We start from the raw sequence: 20,901 nt of genomic DNA, 5'->3' as shown, positions 1-20,901 counted from the left end.
TCGTCGATCGCGCCGCCGCGCGTCAGTAAAATGCCAGCCAAGCCAAAACCTTCAACTGAATCCGAAAGAGAGATGCAGTATGAATGCAGATCGTTGTAGGCCATCACCAAGCCACTGCCGTCCCAGTAGATCAGCTTTAATCGGTCTGCTTTGCGCGACCGGAATACGAAGACGGTTCCGGTGAACGGGTCCTTGTGCGGCTCGTTCTTGATCAGTGCCGCCAATCCATCATGGCCTTTGCGGAAATCGACCGGCTTGGTCGCCACCATGATCCGCACGCGGTTCGATGGGAAGATCATGCCGAGGCCGCCAGGGCACGCGCGATAGCGGCGATCCGAGCGACAGACGCGCCCTCCTCAAGGCGGATCGTAACAGGACCGACGACAATCTCCGGGCGACTGACTTCTTTGATCGGCTGCTCCGAGACGGGCGGATCGATGATCACCGCTGCAAACTCTATCGCGTCCTCGGGTGCGGGCAGAACCAACTTGCCTTGTCGCACCATTGTTCGCCAGGTCGACAAATGGTTCGGCTTCAATCCGTGCCGCTCAGACCTCACTCACCATCACGCCGGGCCGCAAGCTCTCCGAAACGATCTGCGCCTTGACGTCATCGGGCAAGTGCCGGTGAACCTCACGTCCAGACTTCCTGGTCGTGAGAAGCTCCAATGTAGTCTCCATGGAGAAACTCCCTTTGTTCGTCCACGGAAAGCCGATCACAGATCAAGGCGGTCCAGCGGTGATAGCGGTTGTAGATAGTCTTTGCGGGGCCATATGTTTCCGGCACGTCCGTCGGCTTTGTAACCATGCAGCGAGTCTTCGCCCCTCGCCAAGAACCGGAGACGCCTTTTGAATTCACGGACGCCCATTTTCGTGCACCGGCCGCGCTAGTGTGGCCATAACCGATGGTCCACGTGCCGGCGGCATCCCGATAGGCTTTCGTCTCCAAGCCTCCCACCGCTTGACGAGCGCAAGGCCCGCCGCGCTGATGCGTCGGTTCAAGTCCATATATTTTTCCTCTTTGTTAAAAGGCGTGGCCGATCGTCCGCAACAGAGTGAAACCGTTGAAATGTGCCGATGGGTTATGACTGGGATGGCGCACGGTGATTGACATTGGAGCCGGCGCACTACTATGGCTTGTGGCTCAATCCTGGGGCTGCTTGGTATGTTTAAATCTCGAATGAAGAAGCTGGCGAAGAAAATTTCTCGACGCCCGCTAAACGTTGCCCTCGCTGATTTCACACGTGCAATTCCGGAAGGAAGCCGCGTTCTAAACATAGGCTCTGGCGGTGAAGTGATGGACTTAATCCGCACGCATCTGCATCCGCAAGCTACCGTTTTCAGCACCGACATTGATCCGCTGCGCAAGCCGGATTTCGTCGATGACATCACCGACACGAAGCTGGAGGCCGGGTCTTTCGACTATGTGATCTGCGCCGAGGTGATGGAACACGTTACGGAGCCGTTCAAGGCTTCAGAAAACATCCACAAAGTGCTGAAGGCAGACGGTAAAGCCTTCATATCTGCTCCCTTCCAGTATCCGCTCCACGACGCCCCGCACGACTATTTCCGTTTTACGGAATTCGGTCTGGCTAACCTCTTCAAGAACTTCAAATCAGCTGAGGTCAAGCCTCGCGGCACCTGGGGCACCGCAATTTTGCTTCTGATCCTTCGCAGCCTCTGGTTCAGGAACAAACGGATCGATGTGGCCGTGCATATGATGATCCTATGGAACCTGCCGCTTTTCCTTCTCCTGGGGCCCATTCTCGGCAGGACCAATACTCCTTATCTGTGTACTGGGTTCATCTGCAGTTTGGAGAAGTGAGACCCTTCATAGATTGAGGGCAGACGTCCACATGTCATCGATCCGCTCATTCGACAGGCCCAAAACCGCACCAATCGATGCGACGAGCGGGTGCATGCGGTTGAACGAGGTCGCATACTCCCACTCGATCTGAGCCTTGTCCTTGTCGGGACCGGCAGGCATGGCCTCGATGGTCGCTGTCACAGACGAAAGGGATATGTCGTTGCCGACGAGGCCAAGCCGAAGTTGGCGGGCCGTCAGGGGCGGCATTTGCGCCCGAAGCTCCTTTAAGGTCGGCGGCGGGGGCTGAACGTATGCGTTAATCGGAAAATCCGGGTTATCTTCAATCCATTGTTTGAATAATGGGGACAAGCCATGGGCATCGCTATCCCTTTGGATATGGGTAGCGTCAAATGATTCATCGAGACCTGTGATCGGATCTGGTGCAGTAATATTACACTCGATAACAAGATAAGACCTTTGGGCATCACCTTCGGTGATCTTTTGCACTGTGTTTATCGTGTATGCCATTTAAGCAATCCTTTGAAGAAGAGTGGCACGATTGCCTGATTGATCTTCATGCCCACGACCTCTCCAAGTTCCGGAAAGCGCACCGCCAGCAGAAGTATTAAATCGAATGGAGTTTCCTGCGTCGTAATAGACAGCGGTAGATGCATTGCGGTTTGCTGCGCCTTGGGCGAAAATGTATGTCCCAATGGGATAGTTTGTCTCATTGGCGTTGTCGCCTTTGTAGATTTGAGACAGGTCGATTGCGTGATAACCATCAACCGTGTCAGCTGTGCCCGAACTTCCAGCGTATCCAGCTGAGTTAGCGTAGTTAACACTGAAGTTTGATGGGTTGTAGACGTACATGTTGACGCCATCGGTGCCGCCCCAGAGCCACGTCGGTTGACCCGCCTGACCAGACCAATTGAAATTCAGGTCCCCGCCGCCAACCCGGCGAGGATAAGCACGGCCGTCCTTGGTGATCTTGGTTGAGAGGACGTTGTAAAGGGTGTCCCCGGCCCAAGACATGTAGATGTTGCCATCGGTCTGGTATGTCGAGCCGCCAAGCTGGAGATGCCCGTTATAGGTCATCAGACCCGTAGCACCTCCGATGACGAGGTCTCGATACCAAGTCCCTGCGGAGTTGAACATGCTAATGATCATGGAGTCGTTGGCCTGATCATGTCTGACCATGCCGCGAACTACCCCTGTGACCGTGCGGAAATACAAACGACGGTCGCTATTGTTGTCGATGAGCATGTCGCCAACAGCCTGCACAAAGCTGGTGCTCTTCATCCCGGCGATTGTGGCGCTGCCCGCGAAGGTCGTAGTCGCGGCGCTGACCGTCAACGTCCCCTGACCAACACCCGCCGCACCGCCGGATGCCATCAGGCGAACGTCATAATCATTGCTGTTCGCTGATGAATGGAAATCGATGAACGGGGTGTTCGAGGTTCCCGGCGGTCCAAGCTCGATGCCGTTATTGGCCCCGGTAACCGAAAGGGTAGTTTGAAACGTAGAGGCACCTGTAAACGTCTTACCGCCCATCGTCGACGGCAGCCGCGCATCACTCACGGTACCGGTCGTCAGGTTCGACGCATTGTTGGTTCCAAGCGTCACGCGTGCTGTTGCTGCGTCCGCGTCGTCCAGCACAGTTTTCATGAAATCAGAAACGCCGAGGGTGCTTAGCGCCGTTGCCGCGTCCGCGTCATCGATCAACGTTCGAGCGAAAGGCGTCAGAGCCGTTGTGGCATAATGCTCAGCATCGTCGATCGTCATCGTCACCACCGTCCTGTCGTCGGAAGGCTCCAGCAGGTAGCGGCTAACGACCGAGCTCATGCCCTTGAGCGGCGTAAACGTCACGGCAACGGAGCCGCCCGTCGCATTGGTGCGGGTGATGCCTTCGAAGTAGACGTCCTCCGGCGGCTCCTCGTCGAACCAGACATAGTCCACCGTGTTTGCCTGCCATTTCGCCCGGCCCTGCTCGTAGGCTTTCAGAAGTAACGTCGAGGTGCCACCCGTCGCATGGCGCACCGTCACGCTGTCGAGCGCGCCGGACGCGCTCGATCTGCGCGTACAGCCCGAGATTGCCGATTTCGGGATATAGCCGGTGCCCCAATCCTCTTCGCTCATCGGCGGGCCGACGAGCAGCCGCTGCACGCCATCGCGCGTCAGCTCGTGCGATTCCGAGCCGCCGATCATCACGATCGGACGGTCGAAGCGTCGGCCCGCCCACCATTCGGGGTAGTCGCCGGTCAGGTGCATCGCCGCTTCGGCAGCACCGGCCAAGGTCTTGCCGAGCTGGTTTCCGGCCATGAACAGCCGCTCGCGAAAGCTGGCGCCCGCCGCGTGAAAGGCAGTTTGCCTGGCATAGGGCCGGTAGAAGCGCAGCCTATTGCTGCTCTGCCGCCGCCCGATCTCCATCGCCAGCTCCATCCGCTCCCTGAGCAGCGAGGAAAGGCTTGATGGTTTGGTCGAGCTTGCGGATCCGCTCGAGGAGTTGCTCATCCGTCATCTCGCCGATCTGGTTGACATTGACATTCACGTCCTTCGGCATCAGCGAGGCCACGGCCTTGAGGAAATCGTGCGGGCTCTTTTCGATCAGCGCGTGGATCGCGGCTGCCCCGCGGCTCTGCCAGGCCGAAAGCATGTCTTCGAGAAACAGTTCGCCGAGCTTGGTGCGCACCGCCTTGCGGGCGCGCGTCCGGGCTGGTGTCCCCGCCCCCGGCACGCGCGGCAGGAAGCGCCCGGTCTTCGGGTCCTTGGCTGGTTTGCCGATGCTCATGATGATGGCTCCCATGCAGTAGCGCCGCAAAGCTCGCTAAAGTCGTTCGGCGCCCGCGCGGGCAGCAACCGGAAAACAGGCAACAGCCATCCGATATCCACGGGGAATCGCATTCACCCACTTGACCTTAGGTTGTATTCTGTCACCAATACTAATTTACACGCCGCGCATTCGCGGCACCCTGTGCGGCCAAAGGCGCCTCACACCGGATATGACAGGCAGGTTGAGGACATAACAATTTCAAATTGCAGCATAATTTATCCGTTCGATCGATCCCGATTTTAAGGAATTATGCGATGAATAAGACGGGTGTCTGATGATCCAAAACGCAGTCAGAAGGTTGAAGACCATTTTCATGCCGCGGCTCTCCGCCGCAAATGTCTCGCCAAGGTTGCTCGAACTCGCCACGTCAGGAAATCTCGACGCCCAGGCAGCGCTCGGGGAAATCTATTTCAACGATAGCCGCGAGGAAAATTACGCCGCATCCTACCACTGGAACGGCCAGGCCGCCCGACAGGGCCACGCCGCATCGCAGGCCCGCCTGGCAGCGATCTACCACAAGGGCCTCGGCATCGAGCCCGACCAGCAGGAGGCGGTTCGCTGGTTGCGAAGCGCCGCCCGCAAGGGTCATCACGGCGCCCGCCAGGTGATCGACAGGCGCAATCAGAACGACGGTAGCGTCGAACTGAACACGGCATCGGCCGGCCCCTGCGCAGCACTCGATCCTCGCGGAAGGCGCTAACGGTAGGCTAAAGGAAAGCCGGCAGAAAACCTGTTAACGCCGGCGCTGGCGCAGAAGAAATGAAAGAACTCGTCAACAACAGTGACGCTGAAAAGAAGAAATGGCTTGCCAAGCTCAACGAGCTTCAGGAGGCCACCTCATCCATTGAGGCATTCAAGGCATCTGACCTTTATGCAGCGCTGGTATCCGGGAAGCTTACTCCGCCATCGGGCGATGGTTTGCGTGAGGCGCGCTCGCAAACAGAAACGATCAAGATGATGGACGCTTTTGACGCGCTTTCGGTCAAGCACGGACACGCACCGGGGCGCGGTCATTTGAAACACGGCCGGCAGAAGCGCGACTCGTGACACGCCCTCCGGAAACAAAAAAGGCCGCTTCGATTACGAAACGACCATCCTGAAATATTCTTAGCCCGCTTCCGGACGGATGACAACCCCTTCGGACAAAATTTGTTCTAGTTTCGTTCTTTTTCTCCGACCGCCGCCCAACCCCGTCAGCCGTCGGATCATCACGGGCGCCTGAAGGAGGACGCGCGTATCCATAGCGCACCGCATCAAGCTGAAAAGCGGTCGCATCAAGCGAATCCAGCAAGTCCGCGACGCGCCTTAGACCGGCGCAACGACCTCCCGTCAACGTGCGAAAACGGTATTGATCCCGTCTTATGGGCATTGCGAGCCGGTGCACTCGGTGCCAGCCGCCCTCCGATCGAACCGGATATTTTCAACCTGCTCGGAACAACCCAAGCGCCGCCTTCGTTGCCCTTTCAGTCCTTGCCTGATCGACCGTGCGTGCTGGTTATGGATAACGCGCAGGAATTTGGTTGTGCGCGTCCGATTGTGTTATCATCCCCGTTGGGAGGAGAATGTCATGGAGAATTTCTTCGCACTACTCGCCGTCGTTATCGGTTCCGCCGTGCTGGGGCTTGCCCTCGCCTACGGCATGCGCCGCCAGAGAGACAGCCACCCGCCACCCAAACACGACGACGCCACTCTGAAATTCTAGGCGATCGAGCAACGTCTGTCCCCCACGTTGCGCGCCCTGCTCCGCAAAATGCGAAGGCATGGCTTCGCCATCACTGCACTCTTCAGCCCGCCACCAAAAGCCGCGGTCGACCGCATCGCCTTCGGATAACACCGACCTTTCGTCGGGGGAAAAATACGGAACTACTGCATGTTTCCTTAAATCCTAGCCGATTTAAGGATAAAAACATGCAGAAATTCAAAGTGCTACAGCGACCTTTGCGCGTCTATAAGACGCGCGGCGCTGTAATCGGGCCGCCCCCTACTGTCAGGCGCTATTCAGCCATCCGCTGGCGAGGCAGCCGGCCGCGTCAACGTCCCCTGGTGAAATAGCATCTGCCACCGCTCTCCCGTCCGCTTCCAGATCGAGGAACGTAGTGCCTGCCTTTCCGGCCCGTCACTACCCCTTCGAACGGTTCGATAGGTCAGCAGCACTGCATCGGAAGATATCGGCATCAGCGAGAAGTCAGTCGCCTCGAGTTCACCATCGGCCGGTTCGTCATCTTCGTCACAGAGAAGCTCGATCATCTCCGCACGGTGATACCTTGTGCCCGATGCGCCGAACTCGACAAAGCCTTCGGCAAGCAGCGCCTCGACAGCCGTTCTTGAACGGCGCACCTCCGGACGATGCAGCGCCTCCTCAAGCGCCCGGATTTCGTCAATAAGGACGGTAGAATTGGCCATGTCTCACGCGTTTTCGTTTCGGAAATCGTTCAATTTCATGGGACGTTCAAGACATCATCGGATATCTCGACAGAGCGTCGAAGGAGCAATCCATCGACCTATAGCTGAAGCCAACGCGTCTGATAATGCACACTGACATCGAAAGCCGGGCACACCGCCACGGGGATGAAGGCTGGCAAATCCGGCCCCTTCCCCAGCGACTGTGACAGATGCGCTTGCCTGCAGAGGTGCTCCCGGCAAGCCACCACCTTGCCGATAACCTGCAGGTAACCATTGCCGCATGTTTCCGACTGCACCGCCACCGAAATACGGCACCTGTCGTATGTCTCCGCTGACACCCGAAAACTATCCTTGGCGCCGCCTTACAACCGTAAGCGCGGTGGGCACCACAGGGTCAGCCCATTGGAACAACCAAGGAGACAAACAATGAAGTTTCTCATTGCCGCCGCGGCATCGCTGGCATTGACGACCACGGCCATGGCGGCTGCATATCGGATAGAAACCCTCGGCATGGCAAAGGCTTCGACCGCAAAGTCAGACCAGACACAGTCGATAGAAGTCGCGGCCAAAGAAAAGAAACCCGGCCCCAGCAGCAAGCCCTCGCGCCCAGCCAACAAGAAGTCCAGTTACGACCACAGTTGATGGACAGCTGTCGATCCCCGCGACACGCGTTGTGGGGGTCGGCGGGCCGGCGGTCTTGTTCGCCGTTACAGTCATGCAAACGGGATCATCGCCGGATCGATCAAGGAAACCCCGCCGATCGCAACCGATCGGCGGGTTCTGATTCACGTCAGTAATACGGCGAGTAGCACTGCTGCCGCGGTCCCCCGTAGGGCTGGAACGAGTTGTCCCAGGCGCGGTAGGAGCGGTAGCGGTCATAGCACCAGCTGGCATGCCGCGGGTTCACCCCGGACTCGACCCGGCGCGGTGGAGCGGCGATCGCGCCGCCGATGATGGCGCCGGCACCGAAGGCTGCCAGCGGATACCACCAGCCGTCATTGTGGCGACGATATCCATCCCGATGGCCGCGATAGCCGCGGTGGCCATTGTACCAGCCATAGCGGTATCCGCCGCCACCATGCCAGCCCGGCCGTGGGCGATAGCCGCCATCCCAGTGTGGACGCGGGCGGTAGCCACCGTGCCAACCCGGACGCGGGCGGTAGCCGCCGTGGTTCCAGTCCGGGCGCGGACGACGTCTGTCGCCACCCCATTCGCGGTATTGCACCAGATCAACGTCGCTCTGCTGCGTCAGCTGAACGGCTGCAACCGGCATGGCATTGGCAGGCGCGTAGCTCGTCAGAGCCGTCACCGCCGCAAGGATCACAATGCCTATCTTCTTCATCTCGATACCTATCCGTTTCGAATAGGTGCAAGCTATGCCCCCTTGACGTGAACCCATGGTGAATGCGTCCTTCGTCATATTAGCATATAAAAACATATGGATATCGCCGCCACTGCGCATTGTCCAGCAACCAGTTCTCCACGGCAGCTGTCTCGCTATCGGCGCATCTTGCCACCCGTGGCAGTCGACATATCTTTGCGATGAGACCTTCCCTGAGCTCGTCGGCGACACCACCTGAGCACACGACCAGGCGCTGCAGAAACTCTGCGCTCCCTCTTTGCGTGGGGTTCACGTTGACGCCGCGACAGTTTGCGGAAAAAAGTTTCGGCGACATGTCGGACCCATCCTGACCCGTTCGTCATTTAGGCACAGAGGCCGCTGTGGCTTCGTCGATCAAAGGAGAAAAGACCATGCGCGTGATAGTGATGGTGAAGGCGACCGAGGGTAGCGAAGCGGGCAACATGCCCTCGACCGAGCTGCTGGAAGCCATGGGCAAGTTCAACGAAGAGCTGGTCAATGCCGGCATCATGCTGGCGGGCGAAGGCCTGCATCCTTCGTCCAGGGGCAAGCGCGTCGCTTTCGACGGCGCAAGCCGCCTCGTCATCGACGGCCCCTTCACCGAGACCAAGGAACTGGTCGCCGGCTTCTGGATCTGGCAGGTCAAGGACATGGACGAGGCCATCGCCTGGGTGAAGCGCTGCCCCAACCCGATGCCCGGCCCGAGCGAGATCGAAATCCGCCCGATTTTCGAGGCTGCCGATTTCGGCGACCTGATCACCCCGGAAATCGCTGAGCGTGACGACCGCCTGCGCGAACGCATCGGCGGCAACTGAGGCCGCCTTTCAGCCCACAATGCCATACAGACAGCCGGGGTTCGAACAGATCCCGGCTGTCGACACCGGCGGCGGCCACGCCACCGTTTCGGCTGCGTCCTTGCCGCCTCTATCTCGCGATCATGCGCCTGCAGGCTCGCCGCTCCTCGCCAGCTGCAGTCAGCCTGACGCACCGATCTCACAATCACGTGCCGGACAACAGTCGGGTCAGCCGTTCCTCACTTTACCAACGTGTTCTTGTAGATGACGCCGTCCTTCATGATGATCTTGAAGTTATCGGCGGGGTCGGCCACCAGGTCGATGTTCTCCAACGGATTGCCTTCGACAAGCAAGAGATCCGCAAGCGCGCCCTCCTCGACTACACCAAGCTTTCCCGGATAGGGATTGCGCGGACCGGACAGCGCCAGCAACTCCGCATTGGTTCCGGTCGCCATGGAGAGCGCTTCGGCAGGCGTGTACCAACGAGTGAGCGAAGCCAAAATTGCGCCCTGCTGTTGCGCCAACGCGCGGGAGAACAGGACATCGGTGCCCCACGCCGTCTTGATCTTATACTTCTTCGCCAGCTCGTAGGTTCTGGCGATGCCGGGCCACACCTCATCCGCCTTGGCCCGCTCGACCGAGCCCTCCCGAAAGCCTTGCCTCAGCAACTCGGGAAGCGGCTGCAGGCTTAGCCAAATGTCCTTCTCGGCAATCAGCTTGGCGGTTTCCTCATCGATGAGGAAGCCGTGTTCGATGCACTTCACGCCGGCTGCAATCGCTATTCTGACCGCATGCGATGTAAAGGCGTGCGCGGCGACATAGGTGCCCCAATTGTCGGCTATTTCAACCGCGGCCCGCAGCTCAGGCTCGGTAAAGGTGGTGACATCGAGCGGGCTGTGGGGTGACGACACCCCGCCGCCCGCCGTAATCTTGACCAGGGCCGCCCCCTGCATGAGTTGCTCGCGAACCCGCACACGCACCTCGTCGGGGCTGTCGACCACCATACTCCCGCCGATCTGCTCCATGCGGGTGAGCGGGCCGCCGATCACCCGCGGCAGGTCGGTGAACTGGCGGAAATCGCCATGTCCGCTGGTCACGGTGATCACCGCACCGGAGGGGTAGATGCGCGGTCCCTCGGTGACACCGGCGTCTATCGCACGCTTGAGACCGAACACCGGTCCTCCCACATCGCGCACGGTGGTGAAGCCGCGCATCAGCGTGTCCGTCGCCTCGTCGCCAGCCACAAGATTGTTGTAACCGACGTCGCCGAACGACTCTGCCGGAGTGGGCCGAACCAGCATTGCGTGCCAGTGCGCATCGATAAGGCCCGGCATCAGCGTTCGACCGTTTCCGGCAATACGCTCGGCACCCTCCGCCTCGACAGGGCTTGTCGAGATGCGAGCGATCACATTGCCTTTGACCAGCACATTCGACGGTGCGGAAAGTGCGGTCGCTCCTTTCCCATCGAAGATGCGGACGTTTTCGAAGAGCACGTCATCTGCCCATGCGGCCGGGCAAGCCCCAAGCGCCAGAACTGCCGCAAGCCACCGTCGGCTTGACAGCGGCATCATCAAAGCTTTGCGGACATAAGCGGATACGGTCACGGCTTGGGACAAGGCACGCGCCACAAACGTGGCTTTCATTAACGCCTGCGATGCGAGAGATTTGATACACACGGCGATTCTCCGACCTTGAGGAAGGGATGGGGCGTGGCATGAGAGAAAGCTGCAGCGTCCATTGCGATAGGGCCGAGGCGCGAGCCACCGCTCGTCCATGCAATTGCAAGGCCATGTTCACAGTCAGACCGATCGCAATACGGCACGAAACAATACCAACGTCTGCTTTTGGGAACAAGCAGACGTTGATAACGCAAACCAGCGCTCGCGTTTAATCATGGTTGCACAGAGCCATGACGGCACGGTCAGCGACGACTGCCTGCGCGAACGCATCGGCTGCAACTGGGATGACAGCCTTCCCGCAAAGACAGCGCTCCCGACAACATCAGCTTGTTGGCTCAAGCGACCATTTCGGCCCCAGTGTTACTGTTACGTACTTCCAGTTTGACGCTTTTCCGTCCCATCATGCCGAGTTGCAAGCGGGAGGAAGAAATGAACGACACATCGTCTGAAGGTGTCAGCCGCCGCACCGTTCTTCTGGGAGGCACGACACTGGCGGCCGCATCCGGCCTGGCTGCCGTTTCCACACCCCAGATGGCCCAGGCTGCAGAGTCGACAACAGCCAAATCTCGACCACCGAACGGCCAAGCGCCGAACATCGTCTATTTCCTCGTCGACAATCTCGGCTACGGCGAGCTCGGCTGCTACGGCGGAGGGATACTGCGCGGTGCGGATACGCGCCGCATCGACGGCTTCGCGAACGAAGGCATGAAACTTTCGAACTTCGCACCGGAGGCCCAGTGCACGCCATCACGCGCTGCCCTCATGACCGGGCGCTATGCCATCCGGTCAGGCAACCATACCGTCGCGCTTGGGCATCACAGATGCCCTGGGCATCCGCCGTGACGCGCAAAAACCGCTCCAGCCTTTCGAACCCACGCATGATCGCGCACCGAGATCGCATCCGATCGTCGGGGGCATGCGACAGAAACGGCTTGCCGGCGCCGAAATGGAAGCGAGGGGCCACCGGGGAGGAGGTGGGCAGCAGCCCCTCGCTATGATCGCCGCCGCGACTGCGCCCGCGTGCCGGATCGGCGCGCAAGGGACGTTGCAGCCGCGCCGCATGCCATCCGCACCGAAGAGATCGGGGACCATGCAGCAGGACGACGATCAGTCTCTTCTATGGCCGCGCCCGTCGTTGCCGACGAACCAGCGGCCTGCAATTCCCTGGCCTCTTCCCCTCCACCTGAAGGTGCGAGCCATCCCCCACCTCGCCTTCGGCCGGCGGCGGCAAGCCACCGGCAGGGGCGATGACGACTGTCGGGCCGGACATCACGATTTCCTCCTGTCTCGCCTGACAGGCGCGAACGCCTCGTCGAGCTCGCGTTGCAATGCCTGGAAGTCGAGACCCGGCAGGTCCTCGTTCTCCTTGCCCGGCAGGTCCCCCTTGCCCGGCAGGTTTCCCTTGCCTGGCTGCTCGCGCTTTGCCGCCAGCGTCATCCGGCCTGGTAGAAGCGCCTTGTCCCACCGGCTAAGCCGGCCGGCCAGCCCGACCGCGCCTGAGACATGCCGTCTGCTGGCGCGCTGCCTGCCGCAGTCGAACGCCGGGCTGGCAACCCAGCTGACGGCGGCGAGCGTCACCGAGGTGGCGGAAAAGGCTGCAAGCCCGGCGAAGACCGGATTGCCGAGAAGCGTGTCCGTCACATGCTCAACCATGGGCCACCTCCACCACAACGATTGCCCTTGCCCGGTTTTTCAGCCGGCGGATCGCGCCGCGCTCCTCCATCGCCGCCACCATTCGCGAGATCCCGGATTTCGATGACAGCCTCAGATGGTCCTTCATCTCGTCGAATGTGGGCGAGACCCCGCCCTTGTCGGCGCTGTAGCTGCGAATGAATCCGAGCAACTCGTTCTGCCTCAGCGTGAGGCCGAGCGGTTGGCGCGTGGCACGCCTGGTTGTCCTTGATGCGGTTCTGGCGGCAGTCATCGGCTCACTCCAGCAAGCATGCAGTCATCGCCCATGCGGCCCACCGGGCCGCCCGTCGGTCGCTATCGTGCCGCTCCAGGTCAGAGCGGCAACCGAAAACCCGTCTCGTAAAGTGCGATTGACTGTTTGTTTCCGTTCATATCCTATCAATAATAGGATCTCGTCTCTTTATCAAGAGGAAAAATCCTATTGGACGTAGGAAGCGGAATCTGGGATGCCATTGCCATGGATCAATTGCGGCGCCTTATCCGGGAAGCAGTCGACGCGAAGAGGACGACCTATAAGGATCTGTCCATCGCGATCGGGAAGAACCACGCCTATATCCAGCAATTCGTCGAGCGCGAGAGCCCGCGTGAACTGCGCGAGCGCGATGTGCGCACCATCACCAACCTGATCAGCGCGACGCCGGATGCGGGCGAGGTCAACCAACCCCGCAGCGCCACCGGCTTCACTCCGCAGATCGTGCCCGGCGAGCAGCTCGTCGGCCATCGCGATCTGCCGATTTTCGTCGCCGCCCAGGGCGGTGACGGCCATGTGATCGTCACGTTCGATGCGGTCGAATACGTCAAGCGCCCCTCGGTGCTCGAAGGGGTCAAGGGCGCCTATGGCATCTACCTCACCGGTACCTCGATGATCCCGGCCTATGAGCCCGGCGACATGGCCCTGGTGCATCCGCACCTGCCGCCGGCGCGCGACAAGGATGTGGTGCTCTACCATGTGCCGCCCGCCAACGATGCCGAGGCGATTATCAAGCGCTTGGTGTCGTTCAACGACCGGGAATGGACGCTGAAGCAGTACAATCCCTATCTGGAGTTCACCGAGAGCCGCGTGGAATGGTCCTTCTGCCACCGGGTCGTGGGCAAATACAGCGCCCGCTGACGCCCCACAGACATCGCCGGTCAGCCGCGCCCGGAACAATATTCCGCAACCGCTTCAAAAATAATAACTTTTCGAAAGTTACACTCACCTGACGCTACGTCATGCGCGAGACCAGCCGGCGACCTGTGCGCGTTCCGGCAAGTGGCAGAGCACGCTGCCAAATTTATCACGCCACCCGGAGGAAGCCGGCACGCAACCAAAAGCCCGGGAACCGGCGCGGCTCTCGGGCTATCGCTTGAACCTGGCTGCAATGTGGTTGCCGGCAAACCGGCAACGGCTCGCATGGCTGGGAAGCCTGAGCGGGCCACCTACGCCAAGCGCCCACCCGCACAACGCGCCCCACCACCCCGCCGCCCGGGACACCGGACATGAGAACACGAGACCGGCGGACAGGCCCGCCTCACATAATCGCCGTTCCGTCTATGCGGCCATGATCTCCTGCATCTCGGACGGCAGATCGCCGCCGATGAAAAGGATGGTCGCATCCTCGAATTCGCCGGTCGACAGATCCCCTGCCCGGCTGAATGCGACAACACCCACCTTGGTCGATGCCAGCCTTTCGGCCAGCCTGAGCGCGTGATCGGCCCCTGTCGCCTGCACCGGAGTGTCGGCGAGCAAGGCGCCCCGATTCCCCCGCGTAAAGCTCTGAACGACGAAGTATGTGACCATGTCATGCTCCTCTCTGCCACCTGCAATGGCGGCCCTAAACTGACTCAATCATCCGAACAAAACAAGAACAAACAGAGGGATATCGACAGGTTAGTCAGAAAAATCCTGCTGAGAATATTTTTCCTATTGACGGATAAATAGGATTTTCCCTATTGTATGACCATCAGTTGAAGTTGCGGAAGCCGGATCCGGCAGCGCGCCTTAAGGGCCGTGCCGGCCCTTCCACCTGTTTGGCCAGGGAGAAGGCATGACAATGACATCAGCGCGAGAAGGCAAGCTTGCGGCCCCCTTCACCCAGAGCCGCGAGATCATCCTCGCGGTCACCACGCTCGGGTGCGGCCATTTCATCGAGGAAAGCGATTGCATCGGCACGATCTTCCCGACTGCTGCCGATTGGCTGAGGGCTCATGACGGCGAGCACGCCACCAAACTCATCCGCTTCGATCTCGACGCGCTGCACGGCGAAGACATCTCCGAGACCGTCGCCGACGCCTGGCTCGACGATTTCGATCGCACACCTGACGATGAGCACCTCCTGCCCGCCTTCGTGCGCACATCTGAGGCCTGGGAACGCTGGTGCGCGGATTTCGAGGCGCCGGATGGCCTCCTCCGCCAGGCCGCTCCCTTCCGCCAGCCGGGCCACGGCACCCTCAATCACCGCCAGCAGTTCGGAGCTCAGCCGTGATCGACATCTCGCTCGACAAATCGGCCCTGTTCGCCGCCATGGAAGCCTTCTGGCAAACGGAAGCCGGCAACGACAAGGGCGTGGAGGCAGCCATAACCGCCTATATCGAGCGCATGGGTCTTGCCCCTTTCAACGAGATGGCGGCCCGCAAGCGCGTAGCCCTTGCCGCCGCCACCGCCCGCCAGCCTGATGCGGCGCGGCGCTGATCAATCTCTCGCGCCCATTGCATCATCCGAGGGTCGGGCAACGGCTCAGCCCTTCTCGCCAGGAACCGCAGCGCAGGGCACCGACCTTCGCCCCCACAATCGACCTTTCCTTCTCGGCGCAGACATTGGTTCGGCTGCACGTTGCAGAAAATCCGCCATGGAAAAAGATGCGCCCACCGCCTAAAGCTAGGCATCCCTGCCCGCATTTCCCCGGGACGGGTTCTTTATGCCCCTGCCCGACCACATCCGGATTCGTTGATGAAAATCAGAAGCGCCACCATCGCCGACTGCGACAGCCTTGTCGCCCTCGATACGGTTGCGGCTGGTGATCCCGAGCGCCGGGATCATATCCGATCCTGGATTGAGGCCGGGTGCTGTTACGTCGCCGAGACGAACAAATCCGTCGGCGCCTATGGTGTCCTGGCCTATCACTTCTTCGGAAACGGCTTTGTCGAAATGGTCATGGTCGGCGAGCATTTTCGTCGCCAGGGCCTCGGAATGGCGCTCGTTGAACATTTCAAGGCCATATGCGTAACGCCGAAACTCTTCGCATCGACGAACCTGTCCAACCAAAAGATGCAGCAGCTCTTGAGCGCCGCAGGCTTCCACACGAGCGGGTACATCGACAACCTTGATGAAAACGACCCCGAAATCGTGTTCTTTGTTCGCGCCACACCCTGAAATTGCCGAAGTCCCATGCCTCATCCAGGTAGACTTCGACGCGCCACCATCGCGCCAGGACCGCAGACGATGCCCACAGAGACCAACCCGCCGCTGCTGAACGAAGAAGACCTGCGCCACGTCGCGCTCTGGGCTGCCGTTTGCGCCGAACGCGCTCTCCCCCTTTTCGAGGCGAAGGCCCAGGGCGATACCCGCCCGCGCGCGGCACTTTCGGCGATCCGTGCCTTTGCGCAAGGCGGTGCGCGGACCGCAACCTTGCGCAGACTTGCCTGGGGCGCCAATGCCGCGGCACGCGAGGTCGGCGATCCCGCAGCCTCCGCCGCCGCTCGCGCGGCAATGGCTGCCGCCGGATCTGCCTACACCCATCCGATCGCAACCCCTCATCAGGTCAATCATATCCTTGGCCCGGCCGCTTACTCCGCACAGGCGGCAGCGCTCGCCGCCCTCGACCCGGCCGGCACCCTTGAGGCGGAAGTCCGCTGGGCTATCTCGCAGGCATCGCCCGAAGTGCGGCACATCGTGCAGCGCATGCCGGCGCGCGCGCCAAGCAAAGGCCAGTTCCACGCACTGCTCTACCGGCTTGATGCCGGCCTGCGCCATTGACAATAGTTGCGTGACCCCAGACGGAGAAGGCAGCATGGAAATTGTAGATTGCAAGGTCCCCTATTTCAGCCAATGGGAAAGCCCGGAGATGACATTGGCGGTTCTGTCGGAAGGCGCGTCGGCCCTTCACCGTGATCCGCTCTGGCGCGATTCGGGCGCTGAAACGATTGAGGAATATGCGCGCTGGGCGGTGAATGTCTGCGGCATGGCCTGCCTGAAGATGATCCTGGCCGCACGTGGCGAATTGCATCCGATCCTTTCGCTTGCGCGCAGCTGCACCGGCTATGGCGGCTATGTAATCAACGAGGCCGACGCCTCGATCAAGGGACTGATCTACGCTCCCTTCGTGACCTTCGTCCGTGATCGCTTCGGCCTTGCCGCTGAAACGCTGACGAACATTCCTGCGGCGGGTATTCCCGAGGTGCTTTCCGAAGGCCGCTTCTTCATCGCTTCGGTCAGCAGCGCCATACGCTGGCCCGATCGCGAGCCGCCTTCGAAAGGCGGACACCTCGTGCTGGTGACTGCCGCCTCGCGGGAGAGCGTCCGTTTTCACAATCCTTCCGGCCATGACCGGGAAAATCAGGCCGATGTCGTCATGCCGCTTGCCACCTTCGACCGCTTCTTCGCCAATCGCGGCATCGCCGTCAGCTTCTGAGCTCCCAAACCGCCCCAAAATACCCAATAAAGGCAGGCAGCAATCATCTGCAAAAATGCTAATAATCAAGCGGGGCAGGAACAGAGGGGGAGTTATTCCATGCCACGCCTAGCACAATTGTATTTCAAGACCGCGATCGTCTTTCTCATCATCGGGATATCGATGGGCCTGCACATGGCCATCGGCCAGGATCACAGCGCGATCGGCGCCCACGCCCATGCCAATCTTCTGGGATGGGTGACGATGGCGATCTTCGGTGGCTACCACGCGCTGAACCCGGCCAAGGCGCAGAAGCGTCTGGCAATGATCCAGTACTGCGTCTACACCGCCGGCGTCGCCCTCATGGTGCCGTCGTTGTATCTGATGCTTACCGGCAGCCCGCAGCTGGAGCCGGTGGTCGCCATCGCGTCGGTCATCACCTTCATCGGCGTGCTTCTGTTTGCCGTCATCATCTTTGGCAGCAGCGAAACCGTCTCGCGCCCAACGGCCGTGCCGTCGCGTTAGCGCATTCCAGGAAATGTACAAAGCGGTCTTCCGCTAGTAAATTCTTAAAAAACAAAGAGACAGCGCGTTTCCGCCCAAACCGGAAACGCGCTGGCAACAAGGACGCGCAGCCGTATCCCAGGGCGTTTGTTACTGGGCGCCCGCCTTCAGCACCCGATGCGTCGCATTGTCGAGCGCAAGACCGGCCTCGGTGCCGTCCTTCTGGAAACCGCGCACCGTGTTCCCGCAGGCCGACAGCGAAAACAGTGCCAGGCACATGAGCGCTATGGTGGCCTTCGACATCCTCATCTCCATCTTTGCTTGCCTGGCTTGATGAGATGACGCGACCGTCAGTAAAATCAACGTGTCTGGCAATAAAAACAAGGACTAGAGGCCTTTCGTGCCGCCACCGCCCACTCGACACCTCCCGAAACTTGGCGCAGTCTGAAAGAGACTGTTCGAGAGGAACGCATGATCAGGTTTACGCGAAGGAGTGGACCCCCGCTGGAGCTGGAGGCAAGCCAGGTGCTGCGCATCCGCAAGACGGATCCGCGCCTCGATGACGATCTCGGCAACACGCTGATCAATACCGACCAGACCTTCTTCGTCCAGGAGGAGTCAGCGGCGGTCGCCGCGGCCGTCAAGGCCGAATTGCCATCCCTCTGTCGTTTCACCCATCGTATCGGCGCGCCGGTCTGGGTCAATGCGCATGCGGCCAAGGGGCCGATGCCGCTTGCGCCCAACCATCGCGTGCCTGGCCTGGGTTCAGCGCTCGATATCGGCGGCAAGCGCCAATATGTCCGCGAAAGCCCGGAAGAAGTCAAAAGCACGATCGCGGCCGCCGGCGGTGACGTCCAGCCGATCCCGGATGAAGGCCTCTGGGTGCAGGGAAGAGAGACGCTGAGGGAAATCCTGGGCAAACTCGAGGCCTGGGACGAGGAACTATCGACACTGGAATAGGCCGCCACCTGTCTCGCCCCGGTGGCCCGGAGCCGCAGCGCCGGCGCCCGTAATCGCACCGCCGCAACCCGTCCATCGTATTTATTTCATCAGGCGTACCGGAATCGCCGAATCGGACCTTCCCCAGCCCAAGGGCCGCATAGTATCTACCGTACCGCGCAGTACGTTCCTTTATGGCCTGCGCTTCCCCGCACCTGAGCCATTTTGGGTGCTTGCTTGCCCCGCCATCGCGCGGGGCTTTTTCTTCCTGCACCGCCGCGCGCCTTATTGGACCCGCAAAGGTCGCTGTAGCACTTTGAATTGCTGCATGTTTTTATCCTTAAATCGAATAGGATTTAAAGAAACATGCAGTAGGCCCAGAACCTTTCCGGGAAAAATGCGAAGCGGTTTTCCGTTCGGAAATGCGAAAACAAGGAGACAGAGCGTTTCCATGACTCTCTACGACGGAAACGCTCTAATCGACCTTGAAGACCGCATCGCCGACGAAGACGATGACATATTGCCCCTCCGTCTTCGGCTGGCGCGCCCAGCTTGAAAGCTGCTGGCCATAGGGTTCGCGCTTCCAGATATCGGGGAAGTCCGGATCGACCAGCACGGTGATCTGCGGCCCCTGCCGATAGATCATCATGTGCGAATTCGCAGGATTCCATTCGGCGCCCAGCCGCTCGTCCGTCATCCAGAGACAGAGAAAATCCCGGCAAAGCTGCGGCCGCCGCTCATAGATCCGGCAGCCCTGCCCCTCGACGCAGTTCTCACACCATTCGTTGGCCGGCTTTGCCAGCGCATCGATATCCGGCAGCCGGCAACAGAGCGTGCAGGTGCCGCAGGCGCGATGGGGAGATAAGGTCGGGTTCATGGGCGGGTCCGTATCATCTCGCCGACGCAGGCGACAGAAAATTCGATATGCCCGCCAGTATCGCCGCTCACGACGCCCCTACAGCGACGCGCGTCGTATTAGACGCGCAAAGTCGCCGTAGCACTTTGAATTGCTGCATGTTTTTATCCTTAAATCGGATACGATTTAAGGAACATGCAGTGGGATGCGGGCTGCGCCGAAGTGCGCAAGTCCGTATCCCTCGTCACCTCAGACGACAGCGCTACCGGCCATGAACGCCAGCACCAGGAAGATCAGGAAGATGATCAAAGCGATGTAGAACAGGATCTTGGCGATGCCCGCCGTCGCAGCCGAAACGCCGGAGAAGCCGAGAAAGCCGGCGATCAATGAAACCACGAAGAAGATGAGCGCCCACTTGAGCATCGCAATACTCCTGTTTGGTTGTCGCTACGGAAAGTCGAATCCCGGCAAAAAGTTCCCGTCCGCGTGGCATTCCCGGTGATGCATTTTACCTCGCAAAGCGTCGGAGAGAAGGCCCTCGCCCTTGCGTTACTCCGCCGGCTTAGTCAGCAAACGGGGCCGATACTCAGATAAGGCTAATGTCCCGGTTCCGCCCCCCATTGTAGGATACGCCCACGGTTGCGACCCTGGGGGCGGCAATGTTTCTGCAACGAACCGAAATCCGCGAGCACACGATAGAGGTGCGGGAGTTCGTTGGCGAAGGCAGTGTCGAAATCGACGAGCGCATCCTGTTCGACGACGAGGATTCCCATATCGTTCTGCTTCTGGAGATCCTGGCCGGTGACGTCACCTTCACGCTCAGGGGGCCAGATGTCAAAAACCTGGCCAAGGGCTTAGGCGATCGCGTGCGGCTCTATATCATGCCCCCGGCGCGCCGGGCCTACGATGCCTTTCTGGAGATCCGCGCCCGAACCGGCAGCCGGTTTCGCGCCATCATCGCCCGCATAGGCAGCGCCTTCGTGCGTGCCGCCAACGCATTGACCTGCCGCGCCTGCAAGCAGGTCTGCAAGCTCCTGATATCCACTGTGCTCGCCTATGTCGGCATCCCCAATCCGGAAGACCTGGCGCGGGGTGAGGTGCTGCAGATGACCGCAGAGCAGGTGTACGAACTCGACGAGGGGCTCGGCCATGCCGGCATCCACGGCCCGCTCGCGGAAGAACCGATCGGAACATTCCTCGCCTTGTTCGCAGAAAACTTCAGGGGTGTCGTCTGGTCCGCATTGCAGACCGCGCAGCAGGTCTTCCAGCTGCCTGACAGGATCTACAGTTTCGCCTGCGACCGCCTCGGCTGCTGCCCGTAAACCGGGAACGGCGCCGCCCTGGGCGCAACGGCGCATCTCGGTCCGCAAAACCGCCGCCCCGCCATCGTGGCCCGCAAGGGTTGTGGTTCATCAAGCACGGTTGCGAGCGCAAACGCGCCACGCCAGC

The 20,901-nt window shown here is 60.3% G+C and carries 30 protein-coding genes and 2 pseudogenes; 16 read left to right on the top strand and 16 right to left on the bottom strand.

Going from position 1 to position 20,901, the window contains the following annotated elements; translation table 11 throughout:
- The 4 genes and pseudogenes from tnpB to ABIE33_RS13180 all read right to left on the bottom strand — a co-directional run.
- The coding region (gene tnpB, locus ABIE33_RS13195; protein WP_429125531.1) for an IS66 family insertion sequence element accessory protein TnpB at positions 1-299 on the bottom strand (299 nt) is incomplete at its 3' end.
- Positions 296-502 carry a hypothetical protein gene (locus ABIE33_RS13190; protein ID WP_429125529.1) on the bottom strand — a complete coding sequence of 69 codons (207 nt, stop codon included), beginning with the start codon at positions 500-502 and terminating at the stop codon, positions 296-298. The genes ABIE33_RS13190 and tnpB, both read right to left, overlap by 4 nt.
- A gap of 46 nt (positions 503-548) precedes the next feature.
- On the bottom strand, positions 549-680 hold the full coding sequence (locus ABIE33_RS13185; RefSeq protein WP_429125567.1) for a hypothetical protein: 132 nt from the start codon (positions 678-680) through the stop codon (positions 549-551).
- Positions 681-876: 196 nt separating this feature from the next.
- Positions 877-1,007: pseudogene (locus tag ABIE33_RS13180) on the bottom strand (glycoside hydrolase family protein); the annotation flags it as partial.
- Positions 1,008-1,179: 172 nt separating this feature from the next.
- On the opposite strand from ABIE33_RS13180, the gene ABIE33_RS13175 reads away from it, so the two are divergent.
- Positions 1,180-1,824 (top strand): class I SAM-dependent methyltransferase, encoded by a 645-nt coding sequence (locus ABIE33_RS13175; RefSeq protein WP_429125527.1) that lies wholly within the window; start codon positions 1,180-1,182, stop codon positions 1,822-1,824.
- A gap of 6 nt (positions 1,825-1,830) precedes the next feature.
- On the opposite strand, the gene ABIE33_RS13170 is transcribed toward ABIE33_RS13175, so the two are convergent.
- The 3 genes and pseudogenes from ABIE33_RS13170 to ABIE33_RS13160 all read right to left on the bottom strand — a co-directional run bounded on the left by ABIE33_RS13170 (position 1,831) and on the right by ABIE33_RS13160 (position 4,594).
- Complete coding sequence (locus tag ABIE33_RS13170; protein WP_429125525.1) at positions 1,831-2,334, bottom strand: hypothetical protein; 504 nt, start codon at positions 2,332-2,334, stop codon at positions 1,831-1,833.
- A 1,179-nt stretch (positions 2,335-3,513) separates the two neighbouring features.
- Positions 3,514-4,317: pseudogene (locus ABIE33_RS13165) on the bottom strand (terminase large subunit domain-containing protein); the annotation flags it as partial.
- The gene (locus ABIE33_RS13160) at positions 4,202-4,594 is read right to left on the bottom strand and encodes a hypothetical protein (RefSeq protein ID WP_429125523.1); all 393 of its coding nucleotides are present in this window, start codon (positions 4,592-4,594) and stop codon (positions 4,202-4,204) included. The gene ABIE33_RS13160 and the pseudogene ABIE33_RS13165, both read right to left, overlap by 116 nt.
- Positions 4,595-4,910: 316 nt before the next feature.
- On the opposite strand from ABIE33_RS13160, the gene ABIE33_RS13155 reads away from it, so the two are divergent.
- The 3 genes from ABIE33_RS13155 (at position 4,911) to ABIE33_RS13145 (ending at position 6,338) form a co-directional block, all read left to right on the top strand.
- Positions 4,911-5,336 carry a tetratricopeptide repeat protein gene (locus ABIE33_RS13155; protein ID WP_429125521.1) on the top strand — a complete coding sequence of 142 codons (426 nt, stop codon included), beginning with the start codon at positions 4,911-4,913 and terminating at the stop codon, positions 5,334-5,336.
- 59 nt (positions 5,337-5,395) lie between these two features.
- Positions 5,396-5,683: a hypothetical protein gene (locus ABIE33_RS13150; protein ID WP_429125519.1), complete on the top strand. Its 288-nt coding sequence runs from the start codon at positions 5,396-5,398 to the stop codon at positions 5,681-5,683.
- Positions 5,684-6,203: 520 nt separating this feature from the next.
- A complete protein-coding gene (locus ABIE33_RS13145) occupies positions 6,204-6,338 on the top strand; it encodes a hypothetical protein (protein ID WP_255569852.1) in 135 nt (44 codons plus the stop codon).
- Positions 6,339-6,634: 296 nt separating this feature from the next.
- On the opposite strand, the gene ABIE33_RS13140 is transcribed toward ABIE33_RS13145, so the two are convergent.
- Entirely contained in the window at positions 6,635-7,039 is a 405-nt protein-coding gene (locus ABIE33_RS13140; protein ID WP_429125517.1) for a DUF4440 domain-containing protein, read from the bottom strand.
- A 426-nt stretch (positions 7,040-7,465) separates the two neighbouring features.
- On the opposite strand from ABIE33_RS13140, the gene ABIE33_RS13135 reads away from it, so the two are divergent.
- Positions 7,466-7,681 (top strand): hypothetical protein, encoded by a 216-nt coding sequence (locus ABIE33_RS13135; protein ID WP_429125515.1) that lies wholly within the window; start codon positions 7,466-7,468, stop codon positions 7,679-7,681.
- 148 nt (positions 7,682-7,829) lie between these two features.
- Here the strand turns inward: ABIE33_RS13135 and ABIE33_RS13130 are convergent, their stop codons facing one another.
- A complete protein-coding gene (locus ABIE33_RS13130; RefSeq protein WP_429125514.1) occupies positions 7,830-8,381 on the bottom strand; it encodes a BA14K family protein in 552 nt (183 codons plus the stop codon).
- 410 nt (positions 8,382-8,791) lie between these two features.
- Between ABIE33_RS13130 and ABIE33_RS13125 the strand changes: the two genes are divergently transcribed.
- Entirely contained in the window at positions 8,792-9,214 is a 423-nt protein-coding gene (locus ABIE33_RS13125) for a YciI family protein (RefSeq protein ID WP_429125512.1), read from the top strand.
- A gap of 218 nt (positions 9,215-9,432) precedes the next feature.
- On the opposite strand, the gene ABIE33_RS13120 is transcribed toward ABIE33_RS13125, so the two are convergent.
- Positions 9,433-10,764, bottom strand: a complete 1,332-nt coding sequence (locus ABIE33_RS13120) for an amidohydrolase family protein (RefSeq protein ID WP_429125565.1) — start codon at positions 10,762-10,764, stop codon at positions 9,433-9,435.
- Positions 10,765-11,301: 537 nt separating this feature from the next.
- Between ABIE33_RS13120 and ABIE33_RS13115 the strand changes: the two genes are divergently transcribed.
- The gene (locus ABIE33_RS13115; RefSeq protein ID WP_429125510.1) at positions 11,302-11,715 is read left to right on the top strand and encodes a sulfatase-like hydrolase/transferase; all 414 of its coding nucleotides are present in this window, start codon (positions 11,302-11,304) and stop codon (positions 11,713-11,715) included.
- Between the two features lie 426 nt (positions 11,716-12,141).
- Here ABIE33_RS13115 and ABIE33_RS13110 read toward each other — a convergent pair whose 3' ends face one another.
- Positions 12,142-12,525 (bottom strand): hypothetical protein, encoded by a 384-nt coding sequence (locus ABIE33_RS13110; protein ID WP_429125508.1) that lies wholly within the window; start codon positions 12,523-12,525, stop codon positions 12,142-12,144.
- On the bottom strand, positions 12,518-12,796 hold the full coding sequence (locus ABIE33_RS13105; RefSeq protein WP_429125506.1) for a LexA family protein: 279 nt from the start codon (positions 12,794-12,796) through the stop codon (positions 12,518-12,520). The genes ABIE33_RS13110 and ABIE33_RS13105 overlap by 8 nt, the downstream gene beginning before the upstream one ends.
- A gap of 189 nt (positions 12,797-12,985) precedes the next feature.
- Between ABIE33_RS13105 and ABIE33_RS13100 the strand changes: the two genes are divergently transcribed.
- Entirely contained in the window at positions 12,986-13,675 is a 690-nt protein-coding gene (locus ABIE33_RS13100) for a S24 family peptidase (protein ID WP_429125504.1), read from the top strand.
- A gap of 420 nt (positions 13,676-14,095) precedes the next feature.
- On the opposite strand, the gene ABIE33_RS13095 is transcribed toward ABIE33_RS13100, so the two are convergent.
- Entirely contained in the window at positions 14,096-14,344 is a 249-nt protein-coding gene (locus ABIE33_RS13095; protein ID WP_429125502.1) for a hypothetical protein, read from the bottom strand.
- A gap of 247 nt (positions 14,345-14,591) precedes the next feature.
- On the opposite strand from ABIE33_RS13095, the gene ABIE33_RS13090 reads away from it, so the two are divergent.
- The 6 genes from ABIE33_RS13090 to ABIE33_RS13065 all read left to right on the top strand — a co-directional run bounded on the left by ABIE33_RS13090 (position 14,592) and on the right by ABIE33_RS13065 (position 17,678).
- Complete coding sequence (locus ABIE33_RS13090) at positions 14,592-15,029, top strand: hypothetical protein (RefSeq protein WP_429125500.1); 438 nt, start codon at positions 14,592-14,594, stop codon at positions 15,027-15,029.
- Complete coding sequence (locus ABIE33_RS13085) at positions 15,026-15,235, top strand: hypothetical protein (protein ID WP_429125498.1); 210 nt, start codon at positions 15,026-15,028, stop codon at positions 15,233-15,235. The genes ABIE33_RS13090 and ABIE33_RS13085 overlap by 4 nt, the downstream gene beginning before the upstream one ends.
- Before the next feature lie 258 nt (positions 15,236-15,493).
- On the top strand, positions 15,494-15,916 hold the full coding sequence (locus tag ABIE33_RS13080) for an N-acetyltransferase family protein (RefSeq protein WP_429125496.1): 423 nt from the start codon (positions 15,494-15,496) through the stop codon (positions 15,914-15,916).
- A gap of 69 nt (positions 15,917-15,985) precedes the next feature.
- Positions 15,986-16,519 carry a putative immunity protein gene (locus ABIE33_RS13075; protein ID WP_429125495.1) on the top strand — a complete coding sequence of 178 codons (534 nt, stop codon included), beginning with the start codon at positions 15,986-15,988 and terminating at the stop codon, positions 16,517-16,519.
- A 34-nt stretch (positions 16,520-16,553) separates the two neighbouring features.
- Positions 16,554-17,174, top strand: coding sequence for a C39 family peptidase (locus ABIE33_RS13070; protein ID WP_429125493.1), 621 nt, complete (start codon positions 16,554-16,556; stop codon positions 17,172-17,174).
- Between the two features lie 99 nt (positions 17,175-17,273).
- Complete coding sequence (locus ABIE33_RS13065; protein WP_429125491.1) at positions 17,274-17,678, top strand: hypothetical protein; 405 nt, start codon at positions 17,274-17,276, stop codon at positions 17,676-17,678.
- A gap of 129 nt (positions 17,679-17,807) precedes the next feature.
- On the opposite strand, the gene ABIE33_RS13060 is transcribed toward ABIE33_RS13065, so the two are convergent.
- On the bottom strand, positions 17,808-17,960 hold the full coding sequence (locus ABIE33_RS13060) for an entericidin (protein WP_429125489.1): 153 nt from the start codon (positions 17,958-17,960) through the stop codon (positions 17,808-17,810).
- A gap of 168 nt (positions 17,961-18,128) precedes the next feature.
- Between ABIE33_RS13060 and ABIE33_RS13055 the strand changes: the two genes are divergently transcribed.
- Entirely contained in the window at positions 18,129-18,617 is a 489-nt protein-coding gene (locus tag ABIE33_RS13055) for a hypothetical protein (protein WP_429125487.1), read from the top strand.
- Between the two features lie 454 nt (positions 18,618-19,071).
- Here ABIE33_RS13055 and ABIE33_RS13050 read toward each other — a convergent pair whose 3' ends face one another.
- Both ABIE33_RS13050 and ABIE33_RS13045 read right to left on the bottom strand, forming a co-directional pair.
- A complete protein-coding gene (locus tag ABIE33_RS13050; RefSeq protein WP_429125485.1) occupies positions 19,072-19,473 on the bottom strand; it encodes a YkgJ family cysteine cluster protein in 402 nt (133 codons plus the stop codon).
- A gap of 228 nt (positions 19,474-19,701) precedes the next feature.
- Positions 19,702-19,875, bottom strand: coding sequence for a DUF1328 domain-containing protein (locus tag ABIE33_RS13045; protein ID WP_112810932.1), 174 nt, complete (start codon positions 19,873-19,875; stop codon positions 19,702-19,704).
- Positions 19,876-20,111: 236 nt separating this feature from the next.
- Between ABIE33_RS13045 and ABIE33_RS13040 the strand changes: the two genes are divergently transcribed.
- Positions 20,112-20,774, top strand: coding sequence for a hypothetical protein (locus ABIE33_RS13040; protein ID WP_429125484.1), 663 nt, complete (start codon positions 20,112-20,114; stop codon positions 20,772-20,774).
- The last annotated feature ends 127 nt before the right edge of the window (positions 20,775-20,901 follow it).

This window comes from Ensifer sp. 4252 (genome assembly GCF_050434565.1).
GTDB lineage: Bacteria > Pseudomonadota > Alphaproteobacteria > Rhizobiales > Rhizobiaceae > Ensifer.
Note: the sequence above shows the minus strand (reverse complement) of the source record. Positions and strands in the feature narration are given on the sequence as shown.